The organism is Pseudoalteromonas sp. XMcav11-Q, assembly GCF_040104525.1.
GTDB lineage: Bacteria > Pseudomonadota > Gammaproteobacteria > Enterobacterales > Alteromonadaceae > Pseudoalteromonas.
Genome location: NZ_JBECOX010000001.1, coordinates 308335 through 325212, shown reverse-complemented (window position 1 = coordinate 325212; position 16878 = coordinate 308335). Strand labels below are relative to the sequence as shown.

Below are 16878 nucleotides of genomic sequence, written 5' to 3'. Positions count from 1 at the left end.
ATATGCAATTTCCAGAATTTGAAACACCACGCTTGAAGTTGACGGCGCTATCCGAATGCGACAGTAATGCTATTTTTGAACTATTTTCAAACCCAGAGGTAGTGAAATACTACGATTTAGATGCGTTTAGTGAGCGATTACAAGCTGAAAAACTCATAGATTTCTTTCATTCTCGATTTGATAGCGGTGTTGGGATCCGTTGGGCTATCCGATTAAAAGACACTGAGCAGCTTATAGGTACGTGTGGTTTTAACTCATGGAACTCAGCGATGAAAAATGCAGTTATCGGTTATGATTTGACGCCGAAATTTTGGGGAAAGGGTTATACCACTGAAGCATTACACCAAATTATCTCCGCCGCGTTTGGTGGTTTACTAGCATGTGGTGCACTGAATCGAATTCAAGGAGATACGGTGCCGGGAAATCATGCGTCAGAGGCTGTGTTAGAAAAGCTAGGTTTTAAAGCTGAGGGAGTTAGACGACAAAGTGGGTATTGGAAAGAACAATTTCACGATCTAACGTGCTTTGGGTTATTAAAGTCAGAATTTAATCGCTGAGCCAATATTTTTTAAAGGAAAGACAATGGAAATCTGGACACTACTTTTATTTATTCCAGCCTGCTTTGCCTTGAATATGGCACCAGGGCCAAATAATCTTCTAGCGCTAAATAATGCTCGTCGTTATGGTTTTCGTATAGCTCTACTTGCGGGATTTGGAAGGCTCGCCGCATTTTGTGTGATGATTGCGCTTGCCGCTTCAGGCCTTGCTGTTGTGCTGTATACGTCGGAAATATTGTTTCTTGCCATTAAGATTTGTGGCGCGCTCTATTTATTATGGATGGCTTATAATTTATGGCGCTCAGACGTTAGTCCAGTTTCGGATGATGTCCGCAATCTGAGCATTACCGGACTGATGAAGCAAGAGTTCGCTCTTGCTGCGGGTAATCCAAAGGCAATTTTGATATTTACCGCTTTTCTCCCTCAGTTTGTCGACGTTGCAAAAAATGTGACAGAGCAATTTTCACTATTGGGGGCTACTTTTCTCGTTCTGGAAATCGTGGCTATCGCTATGTACGCTGTTATTGGGCTGTATCTAAGGCAGTGGTTTAGTAAACCTAAACTGGTTAAACGTTTTAATCGTGCATGTGCTTCATTTTTGGTGCTATCTGGCGGCAACTTACTGTTGAGTAGACAGTAGCGATGCCAAAGTTCGTGACTCGCTAGCCCACAAAGTGATGCTACTTCTCAATTCACTCATCTGGCCTGCGTGTGCTTGACAATAACTAATCATTACGTGAAAGTATCGTTATGAATATAGAACTATTTCTCACAAGTACACGAATTATTACCATTCCTTAGGAGTGGTGGTTTTGTGTGCTTTTTTAATGAACCCACCAAAGTAAGGTGGGTTTTTTGTATCTGCCTTGTGGGGCCACAGCAAGGAGGTTACATGAAGAAAATAGCAGTTTTTGGTAAACCGGGAAGCGGCAAGTCTACGGTGAGTAAAGGACTGGCCGCGGCAATACACATCCCGTTATATCAATTAGACTCGATGCTCTACCAAGCAAATGGCGAGTTTGTTGACAGAGCCGCTTTTGATAAAGCACATCAAAACATATTGAATACTGATGCGTGGATCATTGACGGCTTTGGTCCGTTAGATGCGTTTAAACAGCGCTTAGATGCAGCAGATACCTTAGTCTACATCAACTTACCATATCGAGTGAGTTATTGGTTTGTAATAAAACGTCTTTTAAAAAGCATGCTCAATAAGCCTGAAGGCTGGCCAGATGGTAGCTCAGTGTTTAAAGGGACGATTGCCAGTATTAAAACGTTAAGGCGCTGCCCGCAATTTTGGAATGAAAAATTCTTATCGCAGTTAGAGGAAAGTGCGCAAACCAAAACACTCTATGTGATTAAGTCGGTTGCGGCGCTTGATAGCTTTGTACGCCAACATGCGAAGTAATATCATCAAAGGGTAAACGTGAGTAATGTATTGATTTGATTTACAGCCTTTGGTGTTACGTCTTTTGCGCTGTAAATGATGAATAATAAAACTGGTAGCGGTCTTACCCACACTAAAACGGTGATAAATCATCTAATCGCAGCTATTATTTGCTATTTGCCTTTGTACTTTTTTGTTGTTCTTTATACTTAGCCGGTTTGATAGTTGCGCATGGAGAGGTGCATGAGAAGAGTTGTAATATTTAATAAGAAAAAGCATTTTTTCGCGACAACCAGACGTTGAGTTACTCAACCAACAGATTGAACAGATAGAGCAAGGTGGTTGGAAGGTGTTGTCTGTCACGGCTAACTGCGATTTTTTAGGATATTAGGGCCTGTTGATCTTTCAAGTTTGTTTTTGCAGCAGTTTGATTGGTATTTATACAAGGCAGAGCCAGCGTAGCATAGTCATTCTATGTAAGTCTGGTGATAAAGACTTTGTGCTCCTGCAAAGTCACCTTACCCCACATCCTTGTGGGGCAACACAGAAGAAATGCCAATCAAGCGCTGCCCTTTGGGTTCACCTGAGTGCGCTTTGTTCATTGTTGCTCAACTTTTGCCTAGATTACTAGGCGACAAGTCGAGCGTCGCGACCAAAACACACTCAGAAGAACAAAAATCAAACAGCAAAGGTCAACAGGCCCTCGCTCTTTTACAATTTTAATTGAGTCTTAATTTGTTTGCCGTGAAGCTTGAATTAGCTTCACGGGCGTGCTAATTTTCTCTCGCTCTGGTGGACGACCTCCAGAGCTTTCTTTTACTGGCGGGGACGACCCCATTTTGGAGTTGTCATGAGCTGGTTGCTACTTGTTTTTGCAGGTTTATTGGAAGTCGTTTGGGCTATTGGTTTGAAATTTACCAACGGTTTCACGAAGCCTGTTCCCTCAATTATTACTTTAGTGGCGATGGCCGCAAGTTTCTACTTTCTCAGTGTTGCACTACGAACTTTACCGCTTAGCGTTGCTTATTCTGTCTGGGTTGGCATTGGTATGCTAGGGTCGATTATTGTTGGCTTTGTCTATTTTAAAGAGCCGTTGTCATCACTTAAGCTACTCAGTTTACTGCTGATAGTGATTGGGATTATTGGTCTAAAATTATCCTCTCAGGGTTAAATTACAGCTATAGTTAATCGGAGCTTAGGTTAGATAATTCCACTTCAGATGAAAAGGAAATTCGATGACGATTGAACTGAATATGACGGGCTTACAAACGCTTGTCGAGACTACCCTCACACCACTTAAAGACTATCATGGTGATTTGTTACCTTGGCGCGGGGAAATGGTAGAAAGCCATAGCTTCGCATTGGAAGATATAACCACAAGTGTTACTGGTGAAAGTAAGATAGAGCTTATCAACGCGAGCACAGTCATCGATGAAGACGGTATTATTGGTGAGCAAAAGGAGGTTAATGCAAATCTCGAACCTACCACAACACTTACCTATAGTGATGAGGTGTGCTGGATAAAATACAGCACACAGATTGATTTTGATCTAACCGGTTCCTCCAAAGCGGAGCTGCTTGGCATCAATACAGATGGGCAGGCACAATGTAAACTAGCAGCCTACCTATGCCATCAACCACATGAAGCTGTGGGTCTTGCCTTAGGCCGCGACCTTGCGACTATGCCGGTTATTTTCGATATTGAGGATGTTAAGTCACTTGCACCTAACAATGCATTAATGATGGAAACGGCAGGGGCGTTAACCGTGAGCGCCAATTTTAGGTGGTCAGATATAATCGCGCAAAATCTCGATATGTTTAGCCGCTGGTTGGACCAAGGAGAGTTACTTGATGTTAACCTTGATTCGGCTTTGAATGCGGACCTTAATATCGAGATCCGTGGTGGCTTTCGTGTTGTCTTTTCTAAACGCTTGGATAAACCACACCATACTTTCCTCGCAATTAAAAAATCAACATTGTCGAATACTGCTTTAACAATCACTGGGGGAGTGAACGCCAAGTTTGCCGACCAAGCCGGATTTAAGCAAGCTTATTCGAGTATTTTGACAGGGATATTCAATGCACCTTTGGATAAGGTTGAAGAAGTCCTTTCGCTTGTCGCAACAAACTTTCCCGATGAAGCACAAAAAGATCTGATCTTAAGATTAAAAGATCGCTTACAGCTTGATCCACTAATGGACAGTTTAGAACGACTCCAAAGCGAGCTGCTGACCATTAAAAAAACGGTGTTAGCAAATATTGAAACGGCTGCAAAGCTGAAAGCCGAGTTAAGTGCTAAGTTTGAATATACGCGTTTATCCAGTCATCAATCGCTGCTTGAAGCTAAATTAACTACCAAAGGCCTAGAGCAGGTGCATCTTGATGCGCTATTTGGGCGGGTTGGTACTATCACTCAGCCTAGTTACCAAGATGAAATCGAGATAGAGCGCTTCTTCTTTCAAACCAGTACTGAAATCAAGCAAGCCTATGGGTTCAATTTAGGCTTTGGTGCTTGGTCGGCCATGAGCCGTAACAGCTATTCATTTAAAACCATTGAAACGAGAGACAAGCTAAATAGAGTGCAACTTGCTACGCTTGGAATGCGTGGTTATCAAGATGATATTAATGGCGATAAACGTCATTACTATCTCAGCTTTGATGCTCAGATGGTGGCCTTTTCAACATCAACGCCGCCCAAGCTAAACGAGTTTACATTGGGTCTGACGCTCTTACATAAACAGCAAGAGGCGAGTGTGACCAGTAACGAGCTGGACCACTTGGTCGATGATTTATCGGTATGGGGTATGATCCCAGAGTTTGACTCTGAGGATACAAAACACCGATTGAGCGAGATACTCAAAGATGCCGATAATGTGCGGATCGTTAAGTCCTTACACCTTGACCATGACGCGTTTGTTCAGCTACTAGCTTTATTAGGTCAGTTTGATAGTAGAAGACTGGCCATCTCGCTTGCCGCTGCATTACCTATCAATCACAAAATACTTCCTGAGCGGGCGACTATAGAAAATCGGGTGAAATTATATGATGCGATTTTTGAGGCATTGTTAAATTCGCAACTTAACTCTCATAACGAAGTGGCTCTGGCGACATATCAATATCTCAAAGCAAAGGGATGTCGAAAACTTGCACGCAAAGAGCGGGATTGGCGCAGGCTAGGTGCGAGTAAATTCCAAACCCTTGCAGGAATAGTCGAGTTGCATCCGCGGATTTTGCACGACATTAAAAACCTATGCGATGGTTTTGCACAACTTAACCTCGCTTATCACCAAGAAGGGGATTATTCAGTGCTTGAAAAAGCATTTAATCTTTTTGATGACATGGGCGAACATGGATTTTATAACCGCTTTTTCGCCCATTATGTATTGCAATGTACGCGCACTTTTCCTCAGGCACAAAATGGTACCAAAGTGACGGTGAAGCTAGAGTTTGTTAAAGACGGTAAAGAAATTGATGTGCTTTGGGGCAAACGTTAGCATGCCACTTTGAGTCTCAGAGTACCACGTTCCCAAATTGTATACGTTATATCTAAAACCGAAATTTGGAGGCAAAGATAAATTGGATTACTTACGATGGATAAGGAATAATTTCACGAAAATCGAGCTGATAGACGATCGGATATTGCATGAGGTAATTACAGAAGCGAAAGCAGACTCAGCAACCTTAAATGAGCTGTGCAAAGCGCTTGGTGTATTGTTTATTGCAGTACCGTTTAACGTCTACCTTGCCGGTTCTGGGTTATTGTCTTACGACAATTTGTCCTTTTGGTTAGTGATGCTTATCACCGCTATGATAGGAGTGGGAGTCTCTTTATATATTGAACAGAAAATTATAAAAAGAAAGATCGCACAGTCGATCTCAAAGCTAAAATTAGCTGGTGATTAACCACTTTGTTTTCTATAGGTCGTCGCTTAATTTTCTCTTCAGTTTTGCTACTGCATCATGTTTGCAATCTAAACCCATATACAAGTAACACATTGTAATTGTGGGTAACTTTTATTTGTTGGACTTACGGTCGGTTAAATAAAACGAGATCAGTCCATGTAAAGGCGGTTTGTATCCATATGAATGATGTAGTCACTGACAAAGTACGGTTTACTTTTAAAAACCATCCTCAAGGTTGTGCTGAAGAATTTATTGTTGCGACGGCAGTGAGCGATAATATTTATCAAATAAAAGGCGCTCCGCTTTTTGCTTTTGGTGTTAACTACGACGACCACGTTTTGGTTGCACCAGATAGCGAAGGTTCTTTAGACGTCATCGAGATTGTGGCTCGAAGTGAGTATCACTCTTTGCGGATCCGCTTTACAAACGAGTTAGAAAATGCCAAAAACATAGAGCTACTTCAAGAGCTTACTCTATCTGGCGTGGAGAGCGAGCAATTGGATGATGGGTGCTTTGCCTTGACGGTTTCACCGCAAAGAGAATACGAATCTTTTATCGATATCTTGCATTATTATCAGGAGCTTGGCGTATTGAAGTATGAACTTGCCGGCGAGCCCCACGATAACTTCGATGGTAACAGTGCGTAACTAAGAGATACCTAACTAATGCATCACAAATTCAGTGGCTTAGTGTTCAGTTTTGTGTTTCACTTGGAACTTTATAGGCACGGTAATTTACTATCGTACTTAATTTAGGATAATGGTGAAATACTAAGGAAACACAAGGATGGCTGTCAATTTTGTTGGAGGATGTTTATGTGGGCAGATCCGTTTTACCGCGATTGGCGTCCCTCGTAACCCTCATACCTGCTCATGTAAAATGTGCCAAAGACATAGCGGTGCCCTAACCGTTACATGGGTAGAGTTCGCAAGTGAAGAGGTAAGCTGGGATGGGCCTGGCGGTGCGCCTAAGGTGTGGCGTTCTTCGGATTATTCATCGCGCGCTTTTTGCCCTGAGTGTGGTAGCACATTAGGTGCAATAGATGACGCGCCTATCATTGCATTAGTGCTCGGCGTTTTTGATGCCAATAGTCGTAAAACCCTAGAACCCAAATCCCATTCTTATATTTCAAAAAGGCCAAAATGGTGGCGCATAGGATGAAGTTAACCTAAGCGTCGTATGCGAGTATATTATGACTTATTACGCTATCGAAGATGCGTCGTGGCCTGAGATCCTAACGCTACAAAGTCAGGCGTATCATGATGTTGCGCCGGAAACTGTGGATATCCTAAAAAGTAAATGGATGCGCTCGCCAAAGAGTTGTTTTTAAACAACATCGAGCCGTGGATGCCTATTTATTGGCGCACCCTTGGTACGATGAAAAGCCGCCGAGTCTGTTTACATTATACCAATCTACCTAAATACTTGCTCAATTTGAAGGAGCAAATCTGACGCTAACTGTGTTAAAAATTTCTTATTTAGAACAACTAAATAGCAAAATTTTTGCCTTGTTATCGACAAGATTTTCTTGCCTCAAAATAGAGCACTTAATTCAGCAAATTGGTATTACTTCCTGAACAACCGGCTAGTTCGTCGTTGTTTCTACATGACCTCGTTGTTTCACAAGCCGTATCTGGGCAGGGAATTGGTGCCTTGATGATTAAACGCTTAGTTGAGTTGGCGACCCAAATGGGGTACTGTCGCATTCGACTCGTGGCTGTTCAAAATAGCGTAGGGTTTTGGTTGAAACTAGGCTTTGTTCCAAAGCCAATTAAGGTATGCAAAAGTTATGGTGAAGATGCGCAGCTGATGGAAATGAAAGTGTAAGGTGCGCCAGCTAAGGTTGGAAGTCATAAAAGTAGCCAAACGGTAATTTACGATGATTAAAAAAATAGTAATTATATTCTCACTGCTGTTTGCATCTAGTCACGGCAGTGCCGATGAATTAAAGCCATTCACAAGCGATGGCTGTAGTGCATTTCCTGATGGTACTTTGGCGCAAAATGAACTGTGGCTAAGTTGTTGCACGGCACACGACCTTGCCTACTGGAAAGGTGGTACCGCTATAGAGCGCGAAAATGCCGACATTGCCTTGCAAAAATGTGTTGCTGCGGTAGGTCAAGAAGAAGTGGCAACCTTGATGTTAGCGGGTGTGCGACTTGGTGGGCTTCCTTATTTACCTACGCCATTTCGTTGGGGGTACGGGTGGTCTTATCCTAGACGTTACGCCGAATTGACCGCTGAAGAGATAGAGCAAGTAAATAAGCACATGGCAAAACTAGCATTAGACAAAAAATAAATTGACGCAAAGTCAAATTCTGTATATTTTCTCCGCGATGTTTCAATGAGGGCCATACAGTCAACTCGTCAACCCAATATTAGGCAGATCCTCACACGCATTAAGTGCCTGTGATTTTAACCTTTTGTTCTGAATTTGGGAAACGGATAAGACTGCATCAGCCGCTGTTTATAGCCGATGTTGCGTCCCTTTTTTCCGCTGCTCAAATTCCTTTGATTTGGGAAATTCGAATGGCTGAGCCAAGTGCAATTAGCATCATTCCCCCAGTCGTCGTATTGACGCTTGCAATTATCTTACGTCGTCCTATCTTGTCCCTTGTCTTAGGGGCGCTTGTAGGACTCGCATTGTTAGACCCTGCCACCGTATTGGCAAATTTTGCTGATGCTTCGCTAAAAGTGATGGGCGATGAAACCATCGGCTGGCTTATTCTGGTATGTGGTACGTTTGGTGCTTTGATAGCATTGTTGGTGCACACGGGTGGTGCCTTAGCATTTGGTCGCAATGCACTGAAAATGGCAAAAGGGCCAAAGTCGTCTTTGCTTATGACCTATTTTTTAGGTGTGATCATTTTTATTGATGACTATCTTAATGCGCTGACGGTTGGTGAGACGATGCGTCGCGTTACCGATAAGTTTAAGATTTCTAGGGAAATGCTTGCCTATGTAGTGGATTCAACCGCTGCGCCTATCTGTGTTCTAGTACCACTTTCGACTTGGGCAGTGTTCTTTGGTGGTTTGCTGGTTGATAACGGTGTCGCCGGAGAAGGACAGGGGATCAGCACGTATATTCAGGCCATTCCTTACATGCTGTATGCTTGGGTGGCTGTAATTATGGTGCCACTGGTGATATTTGGTGTTGTTCCACTATTCGGCCCAATGAAAAAAGCAGAGCTTGCAGCTAAACAAGGACAGCCTGCGCTTGAGCAGGTTGATTTGGAAGAAGTGCATACACCGGATCACTATGCTGCAAAAGCCATTGAGCAGGAATTTGAACAAGCCGACACTCAAGGCAAACTGGTTAACTTTTTAGTGCCCATTGGTTTGTTGGTGGCGTTTACAGTGTATTTTGACATTGATGTATGGAAAGGCTTGTTAGCGACTTTGGCTGTAACTATCCCATTTTATATGGTGCAAAGGTTGATGCCGCTTGCAGACATGCTTGAGCAAATGATCAATGGTTTTAAATGCATGCTACCCGCGATAGGAACGGTTATCGCCGCATTTATCTTTAAGGATGTGTGCGATCAGCTGCTATTGCCACAATATGTGATAAATGCGCTGAGTCCTTATATGACTGCTGGTTTACTGCCTGCGATGGTGTTTTTATCTATGGCTATTTTGGCTTTTGCAACAGGCTCTAGTTGGGGGATCTTCGCTGTGACTATTCCTATCGTGATGCCATTGGCCGTTGCTGTAGATGCTAATATTCCTTTGGTAATAGGCGCGTTGTTGTCGGCATCATCATTTGGAAGTCAAGCGTGTTTCTACTCGGATTCTACAGTATTGGCAGCTCAAGGCTCAGATTGTAACTTAGTCAGTCACGCCATCACTCAGCTACCTTATGCGTTGATTGCGGCTGCTATCGCCTTTGTTGGCTTCTTGATCATTGCATAATCGCAAGTAAGTTTTAGGGTTAGTTTTGCTAACCCTTCGAAGCTAACTTTCTAAAATACATTACTCTATTGCTCAAGTCTTGCTAGGCTATATAACCAGACTCTCAAAGTGTAAGGATAGCAATGTTCACACCTCGCAAGTTAGCCGAAAATTACCGCGAACTGATAAGTAGTATCGGTTTCTACCCCTCTTTACTTGCAGTTGCATTTTTCATTTTCGCGCTTATAACCACTGCACTTGAATATGCAGCTCCTATCAGCAACTTTAAGGAGCTTATAGCGATTGTACTTGTCGACAGTGAAGAAAACGCACGAACCATTTTAAGCACGCTCGTGGGTAGTATCATCTCATTGACGGTATTTAGTTTTTCAATGGTGATGATTGTGCTGAATAATGCCAGCGCTGGGTTGTCACCTAGGGTACTGCCAGGCCTTATCACCAGAAAGTCGCACCAGCTGGTATTGGGGTTTTATCTCGGCAGTATCATTTATGCCATCATTATGCTGATAAACATTCGTGGTGTGGGCAATGGTGAAACTGGGATCCCAGCGTTAGGGGTTTTACTTTCGTTGGTGTTTGGACTGATCTCATTAGGCTTTTTTGTATTTTTTATCCATTCAATCTCCCGCGCCATACAGGTCGATAATGTGCTAAATGACCTGTTTAACAACACCAAGAATGAGATGAAGAATATTATCACCAAACAGCAAGAGCAGCCTTTTGATAACTTTCCTGACTTTTCGAGTTGGCATAATTTACCCAGCACAGAAGAGGGATATTTTAAGGGAGTACACAGTGACAAACTGTGCGGGTTGTGCGAGCAACATGACTTAAAAATATATATTGCAGTTAAACAAGGGTTTTTTACCGTTAAAGGCTATCCGTTTCTTAAGTGTAATAAGGATCTTAGTGAAAATGAGGCGCTACAGGATGCGTTACTTGGCTGTTTTATTTTTTATGTTGAAGAGTACATCAGCGACCATTATCGCTATGGTTTAACACAAATCTCGGAGATTGCAGTGAAGGCCATGAGCCCAGGGATTAATGACCCCGGTACTGCGGTAAAGGCGATTGATATGCTGAGTATTTTACTTATCCAGCGTTTGGATATTTGCGATGTGAACTACTCCTTTAAACACGCTAAAAATGAGCCGCTTTTATATATTCACGAAGCGTCTTTTGATGAATTACTGCATGATAATTTTACGCCGATAAGAAACTATGCAAAGACCGATGGCTATGTCATGGTTAATGTGTTGGAAGCGTTTAAAAATATACTGTTTCGCTCACGTGCGGGTCAACAAGCGACGGAAAGTTTATTTAATTATCTAGAGGCCATCATCGACGATGTGCGCAATACCATCACTAACCCGTTTGACCGTCAACGGATCATTGAAATGCTCGAGGCCATTGAGAAAATCAATGGCGACAAAGGAGAAGCGCTTATTACTCAATTTAAACGAGAATAAGCGCGAACTTTTTTAATTCAGCGCAAGCTTAGCAAGACCGGCGGCAATGGCAGAAAGGGAGAGTAACCTGAGTAAAATGATGGCAATATCAGAGCTGCCGCCTGCAGACGTATTTCGATAAACTAAGGGATAATCAAAGAATATAAGTAAGTAGAGTAAGTCAAAAAAACCGATCCGAGTGCCATTGAGTTCTACTTTTGTACCATCTTTTAATAAGATTTCGGCAAAGCATAAATTGGCCGTTGTTTTTATTCTTCCGCCTTTGCGGTCTTTTAATAGTAAGTAATGAAAGGTGATTTCAGTAATATCTTCTCTAGCAATTTTTTGCGTACCAGTTACCTTTGTTTTTATTGCTTTGGGCGAAATGGTTAATTGGTTTTTCGACACGTCCATCACCCATTGAGAGCCAAAGCCAAATTTTTTGTACAGCATGACTCTTTTAGTGAAAAAGATAATTAAAAATGCGATTAAACAAGCAGGAAAGGCAAGGTAGCGTGGGTACTCGCCATCAATAAACGACGCTGTGATAGCCAAGGCGAAGACTAATAATGCAAATAAAAACTCAGCGCCACCGGAAAGCATGCCCAGCGCTGCGATAGATTTGAGTGATACTTGAGAGTTATCGTTCAATTCATTTTTGTTTTTTAGAGTCACATATTTGAACCAAACTTTATCCGTTAGTGATAAATCGAGTGTGTGTTTAGCTAACGACATGAAACGCTTCCTTGATCTTATGTAAATTATTTTTAGTGTGCGTTGTTTATACCCTATAACCGCAACAACTTGAAATTCACTAGAAATAATACCAGGCTCTATCCGCCCTAAATACCATCGTTTTGTTTAAAATTTTAGTGTTTACCTGAGTTCTAGCCGTTAACTGCAGTTTTAGCAGTGGGTTTTGGTACTATCAGCACTAACTCTTGACTCTGTGGCTGGATCGGCGAGTTATGTGGCCATTCAATAGCATAAAATTGATAATTCAGATGATTTCAATATTAAGTTTCGTTGTGCTAATGGTGCTTTGAGAGGCGGACAATAACGACCGACTTTTTAGCATGGCTTATTATTGCAATCAGCAATCGTGCTGGCAAAGCAATTAGGTAAACAATGGACTAAATTAATGAGATAATATGTCCTATGGCGTATCTAGTAGATACGCAAGCACTGTTAAACACACCAGCAAGAGTACTTTTTGAAGAAGTTAATTTAAAATGTGCGAGAGAATTGCGTGAGATCAATTCAATGCTAGAAGATCATAGCGAGCACGTTCGCGCGTTAGATTTACTCAAAGAACTGCTGATTGGTGAGGGGAACCGAGCTGGACTAGGTTTTGCCTTTGGTTATTTATTCAAGGCCATTTGCGAGATAAAGGGACAATTTTTAAACAATAGTGCGTGGTACCCATGCGATATGGATAATCTTTATGATATCCCGTTCACCATCTATGATGGATATGCCTTATAAATTTCCAATCCCAGATGACTTTCCTGCAATTTTCAGCATTGCACCTGAGAGCATCAATACAGACGAAGCGGACTATGGTGAGCTTGAGCAAACCCAAATCGCGCAGCTCGAAAGTTGGTTTAATGAAGCTAAAATGAAAAACCAGCATTTGTATCTTTTCTTGCATTGATCTCGCAAAGTTAGAATGAATCGTTCTCATCAAGAACGGAATGCTCGGCGCATACTTTAGAAGTATGCAATTTTTGTTAATTGTTTGTTTATAAATACTTTTTTTGTATCTAATAGAGGTTTTTTTTACAAGAATCCCTTTTCTAGGTAATTTAGCAATGTTAGCATCGCTTCCTTTTGGGTTGTTTATAGGGACGTTTATGTTAACAGTTAAGCATTTACCGATTGCAATTGTATTAACCACTTTGTTAGGTTGCTCTTCAGATAAAGTTAAAGAAGTCGAAGTAGTTAAAGAAGTCGAAGTAGTTAAAGAAGTCGAAGTAGTTAAAGAAGTCGAAGTAGTTAAAGAAGTCGAAGTAGTTAAAGAAATCGAAGTAGTTAAAGAAATCGAAGTAGTTAAAGAAATCGAAGTGATCAAAGAGGTTGTTCTTGGTCGTGAAAATCTGGGCAGCGTTGTTTTGACATTTGATGACGGCCACTGTGTTGACTCGTGGGTAGAGCATGCGCACTTGTTTGAAGAGCACGGAGCCACCGCGACTTTATACGTGAGTAAGTATAATAGTGATATGGCAGCAAATCTGCTCGACTTGCAAAGTAGAGGCTTTGAAATTGCCCACCATACTACTTATCACGCAAATGCAGTGGAATGGGTTGAAAAACATGGTGTAGAGTCTTGGCTCAAAGGTGCAGTGTTGGATTCTCTTACGAACATGAGAAATGATGGTCTTAACGTAACTGCCTTTGCATTTCCGTTCGGCTCATATAATTTAGAACTAAGTGAAGCTCTGAAAAGCGAGTTCACTTCCGTTAGGGGATATTTAAGTCCCAAAACGGATAGTTTGAGATTTGCGACACAAAGTGATGGCTATTTCTATAATGGTGTGGGTATTGACAGCGTTTATTTTGAACCTCAAGAAAGAGTGTTTGGAGCGATGGAAAGAGCAATGAAGACAGGTAGAGACCTAGTGTTGGTTGGCCATTGTATCGTCGAGGGAGAAGTCACAGATCGCTGGCAAACACCGACAAATACATTGCTAAAAATCTTCGCTCATGCGAAAAAAATAGGAATGGAATTTAAAACAATGAATCAGTTGAGATAGCCAACTTTAAATATGATTGGGTGCGCTCGAATTTGGAAAACACCGACTTAAGCGCACCTAATACGTTAAAATGTGAGAAATTTGCTGTGATTCGACAATTAGACAATCGCGATGCGTTGGTGGCGATAGAGATTTTCAGTGTGTTTCAACGCTCATACAAAGTAGAAGCAGAGTTAATTGGGGCGAGTTATTTTCCGCCTTTATCTCGAACGGTAGAAGATATATGCAGCGCGACGAGTCACTTTTATGGATATTTTGAAAATCAAAATCTTGCTGCTGTCATTGAAATTGTCATTGTTGAGAAAACGCTAGAAATAGATAGCCTGACCGTTGATCCCAGTTATTTTCGCAAAGGGATTGCGGGTAAATTACTGCATTTTGCGTTAGCTGAGTTGGGTGCGGAGAAGGTAATAGTTGAAACAGCTAGCGCAAATATCCCCGCCATAGCGCTTTATCAAAAGTATGGATTTATTGAGTTTAAACGTTGGTTGCCAACACATGGAATAGAGAAGCTGGCGTTTGTATCAGTAATTAAACCCGCTCAATAATAACTCATCCTTAAGATGATAAAATGTACACAGTAAACTTTTTTTGCTATAAAAGGTACGAACTCTAAAAATAAATGTTACAACGGGCTAAGGAGAATTCGATGATTAAAGGATGTTTAATAGGCATATGCGGCTTAATTACACTCAATACAACAGCAGCTTATGCAGAAGATATGGAAATGGATTTTATTAAAAATGAGGTTGAAATATCATTTCAGCAATATAAAGATGGCTCAATTGAAAGTGGAATCTATGCTTTAGAATCGTTGGCTAGGCTTTTGAATCAAGCGGAGTCCTCAAGCGTTCGTGCTGAATTGGGGCCCAATATTTTAGCATTTACTTACATCCGTATCGGATTATTGCACGAAAAGCTTGGAAACTCACTAACAGCTGAGCCGCTTTTCGCAGCAGCCCAGCAAAATCTTAGCAAAGAGTTTAGTGCAGAAAAAGTCACAGTTAATGAGCTAAAGTCGATGGTGAAACAACTCGATGAAATGTCCATTTAGTATTTGTGTAAATTGATTTGCCAATATTAAGTGAAAATATCATTAATGCTTAACTCTTAAACGTTATGTGTCAGAACACAGTGAAAGAGTTTTAATTTATTCTTTAATGTCATAGAGTTGACATACCTATGTCGCCTAAGTGGCGTAATCAGTAGGAAGGTCTCCGAGTATAGTTGAGCTAACTAATACAGGAGACCAATCATGGAAATGCAAATTAACAAACAACTTATAAAATCGAAAAGAGTAGAGCGGGCGTGGAGTCAATCCGAATTGGCACAGGTTTCTGGGCTAAGCCTGCGAACCATACAACGTATCGAAAAGTCAGGGACGGCATCGCTCGAGTCGATAAAAGCACTTGCTGCGGTTTATGAAGTTAAGGTGATAGAAATTCAACATCAGCCTAAGCTAAAAGGTGCCAAATTAACACGCAAAGCTGCGGCATTTTTTGCAGGTACTGCTGTGATGGCTGCAAGTGTTTTTACCTTAACGGCGTCAGCTAAGCCCGTGATGGTTGACCTTATGCTAACCTCTCAGGGACAAACGCTGGCTGATGTTCAGGTTTTGAATGACGAAGGCGCATTCAGCGAGATTGTATTTTCAGATAAGCTAAAAATTCGCCTCACCTCAAAAATTGAACAAGAAAACCAAGTGAAAATAGTGACCGAGATTTACAGCTTATCTTCTGAGGGTCAAGTTCTTATCGCTTCCCCTAGTGTTACGGTTCAACATCAAAAACAGGCTGAAGTACACTTTGATGATTATCAACTCTCGTTGTCACCAAATCTGTAATACAAAAAGCTCAGTAAGTTAAAGCAAACTTACTGAATTTTTTCTGATTATTGAGGCAAAGCAATAACCACACTAAACAAGTCAGTATAAATTGTCATGTAAACTTGATGTTACTCAATTTATGGTATGTTATATTGTATCTAAAATGGTGCAAGGTTTATTTTATGATCACAATAACGGATGGACCACTTCATCTTTACCAAGTGGAGCAAGGTGGTATTTTGGTTACAGGCATTTTGGCCGAGCTTGACGTTTCAGTGTTACCTGAGCAAGCGATTCTGCCTCACGAGTCGGTTTCGGTTACCCATGCTATGGCGCTGAAAAAGCGTGTTCAGCTCGAGAAGTTGCTGTTACCCCCGTGTCTTTTGGTCGGAAAACTTAATTTGGACAAGGTGCGATGGCAAGCGGAATGTGTTGAAACTGCGCAGTGGCACAGTGATTGCGGTGAGTGTACTCATCGCCTCTATGCTGTTGAAAATCGTCACGTGCTACAAGAATTCAGACAGCAGATCGCAATGCACCAACAATGGCTAATTGCTGATGGACATCACAGGATGTTTGCTGCCAGCCAACGTCATGCGCCTCAATCTCGGATGATGGCATGGTTAGTTCCACAGCAAGATGCGGTGATAACGAGTTTCGCGGTGCAGGCATCTTACACACAAGCTGTAGATGTTACTAAATTCAAACAGCACCTTAGCGATTTTGATATCTGTGAATCCCCGGAGACTGAGGGCGATTATACTATTTGGTTGGGGAAAGCTGCTTTATGTTTTGCTCTCCAACGCGCGAAAAGCGATTCTTATCTTATTCAGACCCAGTTGCGTAGAGCACTGCAGGCACTGCCAGCGTTTGAGGAGCTGTGGTCTAAAAATAAAGTTGAGCTAAGTGATGACGCTCATATTGTAACCGCCATCTGTCGCGCCCCCATAATTGAAGACATCTTTGCTGCTGCCAAAGCAGGCAAGTACTTTCCAGAAAAGTCGACCTTATTTACTCATAAGGCCGACAGCCAAGTACTTTACCATTTAAATCAGCAGGCAGCTTGTGCTTAAAAGCCCTCACAGAGGGCGAT

At 41.8% G+C, this 16878-nt stretch carries 21 protein-coding genes; 20 read left to right on the top strand and 1 reads right to left on the bottom strand.

Annotated elements, in window-relative coordinates:
* The first annotated feature begins 2 nt into the window (after nucleotides 1-2).
* From ABMY45_RS01570 to ABMY45_RS01510, 13 genes are all read left to right on the top strand, one after another.
* Nucleotides 3-557, top strand: a complete 555-nt coding sequence (locus tag ABMY45_RS01570; protein ID WP_227387016.1) for a GNAT family N-acetyltransferase — start codon at nucleotides 3-5, stop codon at nucleotides 555-557.
* A 25-nt stretch (nucleotides 558-582) separates the two neighbouring features.
* On the top strand, nucleotides 583-1197 hold the full coding sequence (locus tag ABMY45_RS01565) for a LysE family translocator (RefSeq protein WP_227387017.1): 615 nt from the start codon (nucleotides 583-585) through the stop codon (nucleotides 1195-1197).
* 252 nt (nucleotides 1198-1449) lie between these two features.
* A complete protein-coding gene (locus ABMY45_RS01560; protein WP_349288306.1) occupies nucleotides 1450-1965 on the top strand; it encodes an adenylate kinase in 516 nt (171 codons plus the stop codon).
* 829 nt (nucleotides 1966-2794) lie between these two features.
* Nucleotides 2795-3115, top strand: a complete 321-nt coding sequence (locus tag ABMY45_RS01555; protein ID WP_017216036.1) for a multidrug efflux SMR transporter — start codon at nucleotides 2795-2797, stop codon at nucleotides 3113-3115.
* 64 nt (nucleotides 3116-3179) lie between these two features.
* Nucleotides 3180-5438 (top strand): hypothetical protein, encoded by a 2259-nt coding sequence (locus ABMY45_RS01550; protein WP_349288305.1) that lies wholly within the window; start codon nucleotides 3180-3182, stop codon nucleotides 5436-5438.
* A gap of 145 nt (nucleotides 5439-5583) precedes the next feature.
* The gene (locus ABMY45_RS01545) at nucleotides 5584-5847 is read left to right on the top strand and encodes a hypothetical protein (RefSeq protein ID WP_206471020.1); all 264 of its coding nucleotides are present in this window, start codon (nucleotides 5584-5586) and stop codon (nucleotides 5845-5847) included.
* Between the two features lie 179 nt (nucleotides 5848-6026).
* Nucleotides 6027-6494 carry a DUF4265 domain-containing protein gene (locus tag ABMY45_RS01540; RefSeq protein ID WP_010605175.1) on the top strand — a complete coding sequence of 156 codons (468 nt, stop codon included), beginning with the start codon at nucleotides 6027-6029 and terminating at the stop codon, nucleotides 6492-6494.
* Between the two features lie 139 nt (nucleotides 6495-6633).
* Nucleotides 6634-7008 (top strand): GFA family protein, encoded by a 375-nt coding sequence (locus ABMY45_RS01535; RefSeq protein ID WP_349288304.1) that lies wholly within the window; start codon nucleotides 6634-6636, stop codon nucleotides 7006-7008.
* Between the two features lie 31 nt (nucleotides 7009-7039).
* Nucleotides 7040-7177 (top strand): hypothetical protein, encoded by a 138-nt coding sequence (locus tag ABMY45_RS01530; RefSeq protein WP_227387021.1) that lies wholly within the window; start codon nucleotides 7040-7042, stop codon nucleotides 7175-7177.
* 230 nt (nucleotides 7178-7407) lie between these two features.
* On the top strand, nucleotides 7408-7674 hold the full coding sequence (locus ABMY45_RS01525; RefSeq protein WP_045989807.1) for a GNAT family N-acetyltransferase: 267 nt from the start codon (nucleotides 7408-7410) through the stop codon (nucleotides 7672-7674).
* Nucleotides 7675-7726: 52 nt separating this feature from the next.
* Nucleotides 7727-8146: a hypothetical protein gene (locus ABMY45_RS01520; protein ID WP_010605173.1), complete on the top strand. Its 420-nt coding sequence runs from the start codon at nucleotides 7727-7729 to the stop codon at nucleotides 8144-8146.
* 230 nt (nucleotides 8147-8376) lie between these two features.
* Nucleotides 8377-9759: a Na+/H+ antiporter NhaC family protein gene (locus tag ABMY45_RS01515; protein ID WP_039497221.1), complete on the top strand. Its 1383-nt coding sequence runs from the start codon at nucleotides 8377-8379 to the stop codon at nucleotides 9757-9759.
* Between the two features lie 122 nt (nucleotides 9760-9881).
* Nucleotides 9882-11228: a DUF2254 domain-containing protein gene (locus tag ABMY45_RS01510; protein ID WP_227387023.1), complete on the top strand. Its 1347-nt coding sequence runs from the start codon at nucleotides 9882-9884 to the stop codon at nucleotides 11226-11228.
* Nucleotides 11229-11240: 12 nt separating this feature from the next.
* On the opposite strand, the gene ABMY45_RS01505 is transcribed toward ABMY45_RS01510, so the two are convergent.
* Entirely contained in the window at nucleotides 11241-11942 is a 702-nt protein-coding gene (locus tag ABMY45_RS01505; protein ID WP_010605170.1) for a hypothetical protein, read from the bottom strand.
* A 423-nt stretch (nucleotides 11943-12365) separates the two neighbouring features.
* Between ABMY45_RS01505 and ABMY45_RS01500 the strand changes: the two genes are divergently transcribed.
* The 7 genes from ABMY45_RS01500 to ABMY45_RS01470 all read left to right on the top strand — a co-directional run bounded on the left by ABMY45_RS01500 (nucleotide 12366) and on the right by ABMY45_RS01470 (nucleotide 16858).
* Nucleotides 12366-12692, top strand: a complete 327-nt coding sequence (locus ABMY45_RS01500) for a hypothetical protein (RefSeq protein ID WP_206471016.1) — start codon at nucleotides 12366-12368, stop codon at nucleotides 12690-12692.
* Nucleotides 12682-12861: a hypothetical protein gene (locus tag ABMY45_RS01495; protein ID WP_349288303.1), complete on the top strand. Its 180-nt coding sequence runs from the start codon at nucleotides 12682-12684 to the stop codon at nucleotides 12859-12861. Before ABMY45_RS01500 ends, ABMY45_RS01495 begins: the two co-directional genes overlap by 11 nt.
* A 157-nt stretch (nucleotides 12862-13018) precedes the next feature.
* Nucleotides 13019-13960 carry a polysaccharide deacetylase family protein gene (locus ABMY45_RS01490; RefSeq protein WP_349288302.1) on the top strand — a complete coding sequence of 314 codons (942 nt, stop codon included), beginning with the start codon at nucleotides 13019-13021 and terminating at the stop codon, nucleotides 13958-13960.
* Nucleotides 13961-14046: 86 nt separating this feature from the next.
* The gene (locus ABMY45_RS01485) at nucleotides 14047-14508 is read left to right on the top strand and encodes a GNAT family N-acetyltransferase (protein WP_211866505.1); all 462 of its coding nucleotides are present in this window, start codon (nucleotides 14047-14049) and stop codon (nucleotides 14506-14508) included.
* Between the two features lie 101 nt (nucleotides 14509-14609).
* Complete coding sequence (locus ABMY45_RS01480; RefSeq protein ID WP_174170069.1) at nucleotides 14610-15014, top strand: hypothetical protein; 405 nt, start codon at nucleotides 14610-14612, stop codon at nucleotides 15012-15014.
* Between the two features lie 201 nt (nucleotides 15015-15215).
* Entirely contained in the window at nucleotides 15216-15803 is a 588-nt protein-coding gene (locus ABMY45_RS01475; RefSeq protein WP_102057064.1) for a helix-turn-helix transcriptional regulator, read from the top strand.
* A 164-nt stretch (nucleotides 15804-15967) separates the two neighbouring features.
* Nucleotides 15968-16858 (top strand): DUF1015 family protein, encoded by an 891-nt coding sequence (locus ABMY45_RS01470; protein ID WP_174170070.1) that lies wholly within the window; start codon nucleotides 15968-15970, stop codon nucleotides 16856-16858.
* Nucleotides 16859-16878: the final 20 nt, after the last annotated feature.

What these genes read in the sequence shown, in the direction of transcription:
- ABMY45_RS01570 (WP_227387016.1), top strand. Translation starts at nt 3, where the DNA reads ATGCAATTTCCAGAATTTGAAACACCACGCTTGAAGTTGACGGCGCTA.
- ABMY45_RS01565 (WP_227387017.1), top strand. Translation starts at nt 583, where the DNA reads ATGGAAATCTGGACACTACTTTTATTTATTCCAGCCTGCTTTGCCTTG.
- ABMY45_RS01560 (WP_349288306.1), top strand. Translation starts at nt 1,450, where the DNA reads ATGAAGAAAATAGCAGTTTTTGGTAAACCGGGAAGCGGCAAGTCTACG.
- ABMY45_RS01555 (WP_017216036.1), top strand. Translation starts at nt 2,795, where the DNA reads ATGAGCTGGTTGCTACTTGTTTTTGCAGGTTTATTGGAAGTCGTTTGG.
- ABMY45_RS01550 (WP_349288305.1), top strand. Translation starts at nt 3,180, where the DNA reads ATGACGATTGAACTGAATATGACGGGCTTACAAACGCTTGTCGAGACT.
- ABMY45_RS01540 (WP_010605175.1), top strand. Translation starts at nt 6,027, where the DNA reads ATGAATGATGTAGTCACTGACAAAGTACGGTTTACTTTTAAAAACCAT.
- ABMY45_RS01535 (WP_349288304.1), top strand. Translation starts at nt 6,634, where the DNA reads ATGGCTGTCAATTTTGTTGGAGGATGTTTATGTGGGCAGATCCGTTTT.
- ABMY45_RS01530 (WP_227387021.1), top strand. Translation starts at nt 7,040, where the DNA reads ATGACTTATTACGCTATCGAAGATGCGTCGTGGCCTGAGATCCTAACG.
- ABMY45_RS01520 (WP_010605173.1), top strand. Translation starts at nt 7,727, where the DNA reads ATGATTAAAAAAATAGTAATTATATTCTCACTGCTGTTTGCATCTAGT.
- ABMY45_RS01515 (WP_039497221.1), top strand. Translation starts at nt 8,377, where the DNA reads ATGGCTGAGCCAAGTGCAATTAGCATCATTCCCCCAGTCGTCGTATTG.
- ABMY45_RS01510 (WP_227387023.1), top strand. Translation starts at nt 9,882, where the DNA reads ATGTTCACACCTCGCAAGTTAGCCGAAAATTACCGCGAACTGATAAGT.
- ABMY45_RS01505 (WP_010605170.1), bottom strand. Translation starts at nt 11,942, where the DNA reads ATGTCGTTAGCTAAACACACACTCGATTTATCACTAACGGATAAAGTT.
- ABMY45_RS01500 (WP_206471016.1), top strand. Translation starts at nt 12,366, where the DNA reads ATGGCGTATCTAGTAGATACGCAAGCACTGTTAAACACACCAGCAAGA.
- ABMY45_RS01495 (WP_349288303.1), top strand. Translation starts at nt 12,682, where the DNA reads ATGCCTTATAAATTTCCAATCCCAGATGACTTTCCTGCAATTTTCAGC.
- ABMY45_RS01490 (WP_349288302.1), top strand. Translation starts at nt 13,019, where the DNA reads ATGTTAGCATCGCTTCCTTTTGGGTTGTTTATAGGGACGTTTATGTTA.
- ABMY45_RS01480 (WP_174170069.1), top strand. Translation starts at nt 14,610, where the DNA reads ATGATTAAAGGATGTTTAATAGGCATATGCGGCTTAATTACACTCAAT.
- ABMY45_RS01475 (WP_102057064.1), top strand. Translation starts at nt 15,216, where the DNA reads ATGGAAATGCAAATTAACAAACAACTTATAAAATCGAAAAGAGTAGAG.
- ABMY45_RS01470 (WP_174170070.1), top strand. Translation starts at nt 15,968, where the DNA reads ATGATCACAATAACGGATGGACCACTTCATCTTTACCAAGTGGAGCAA.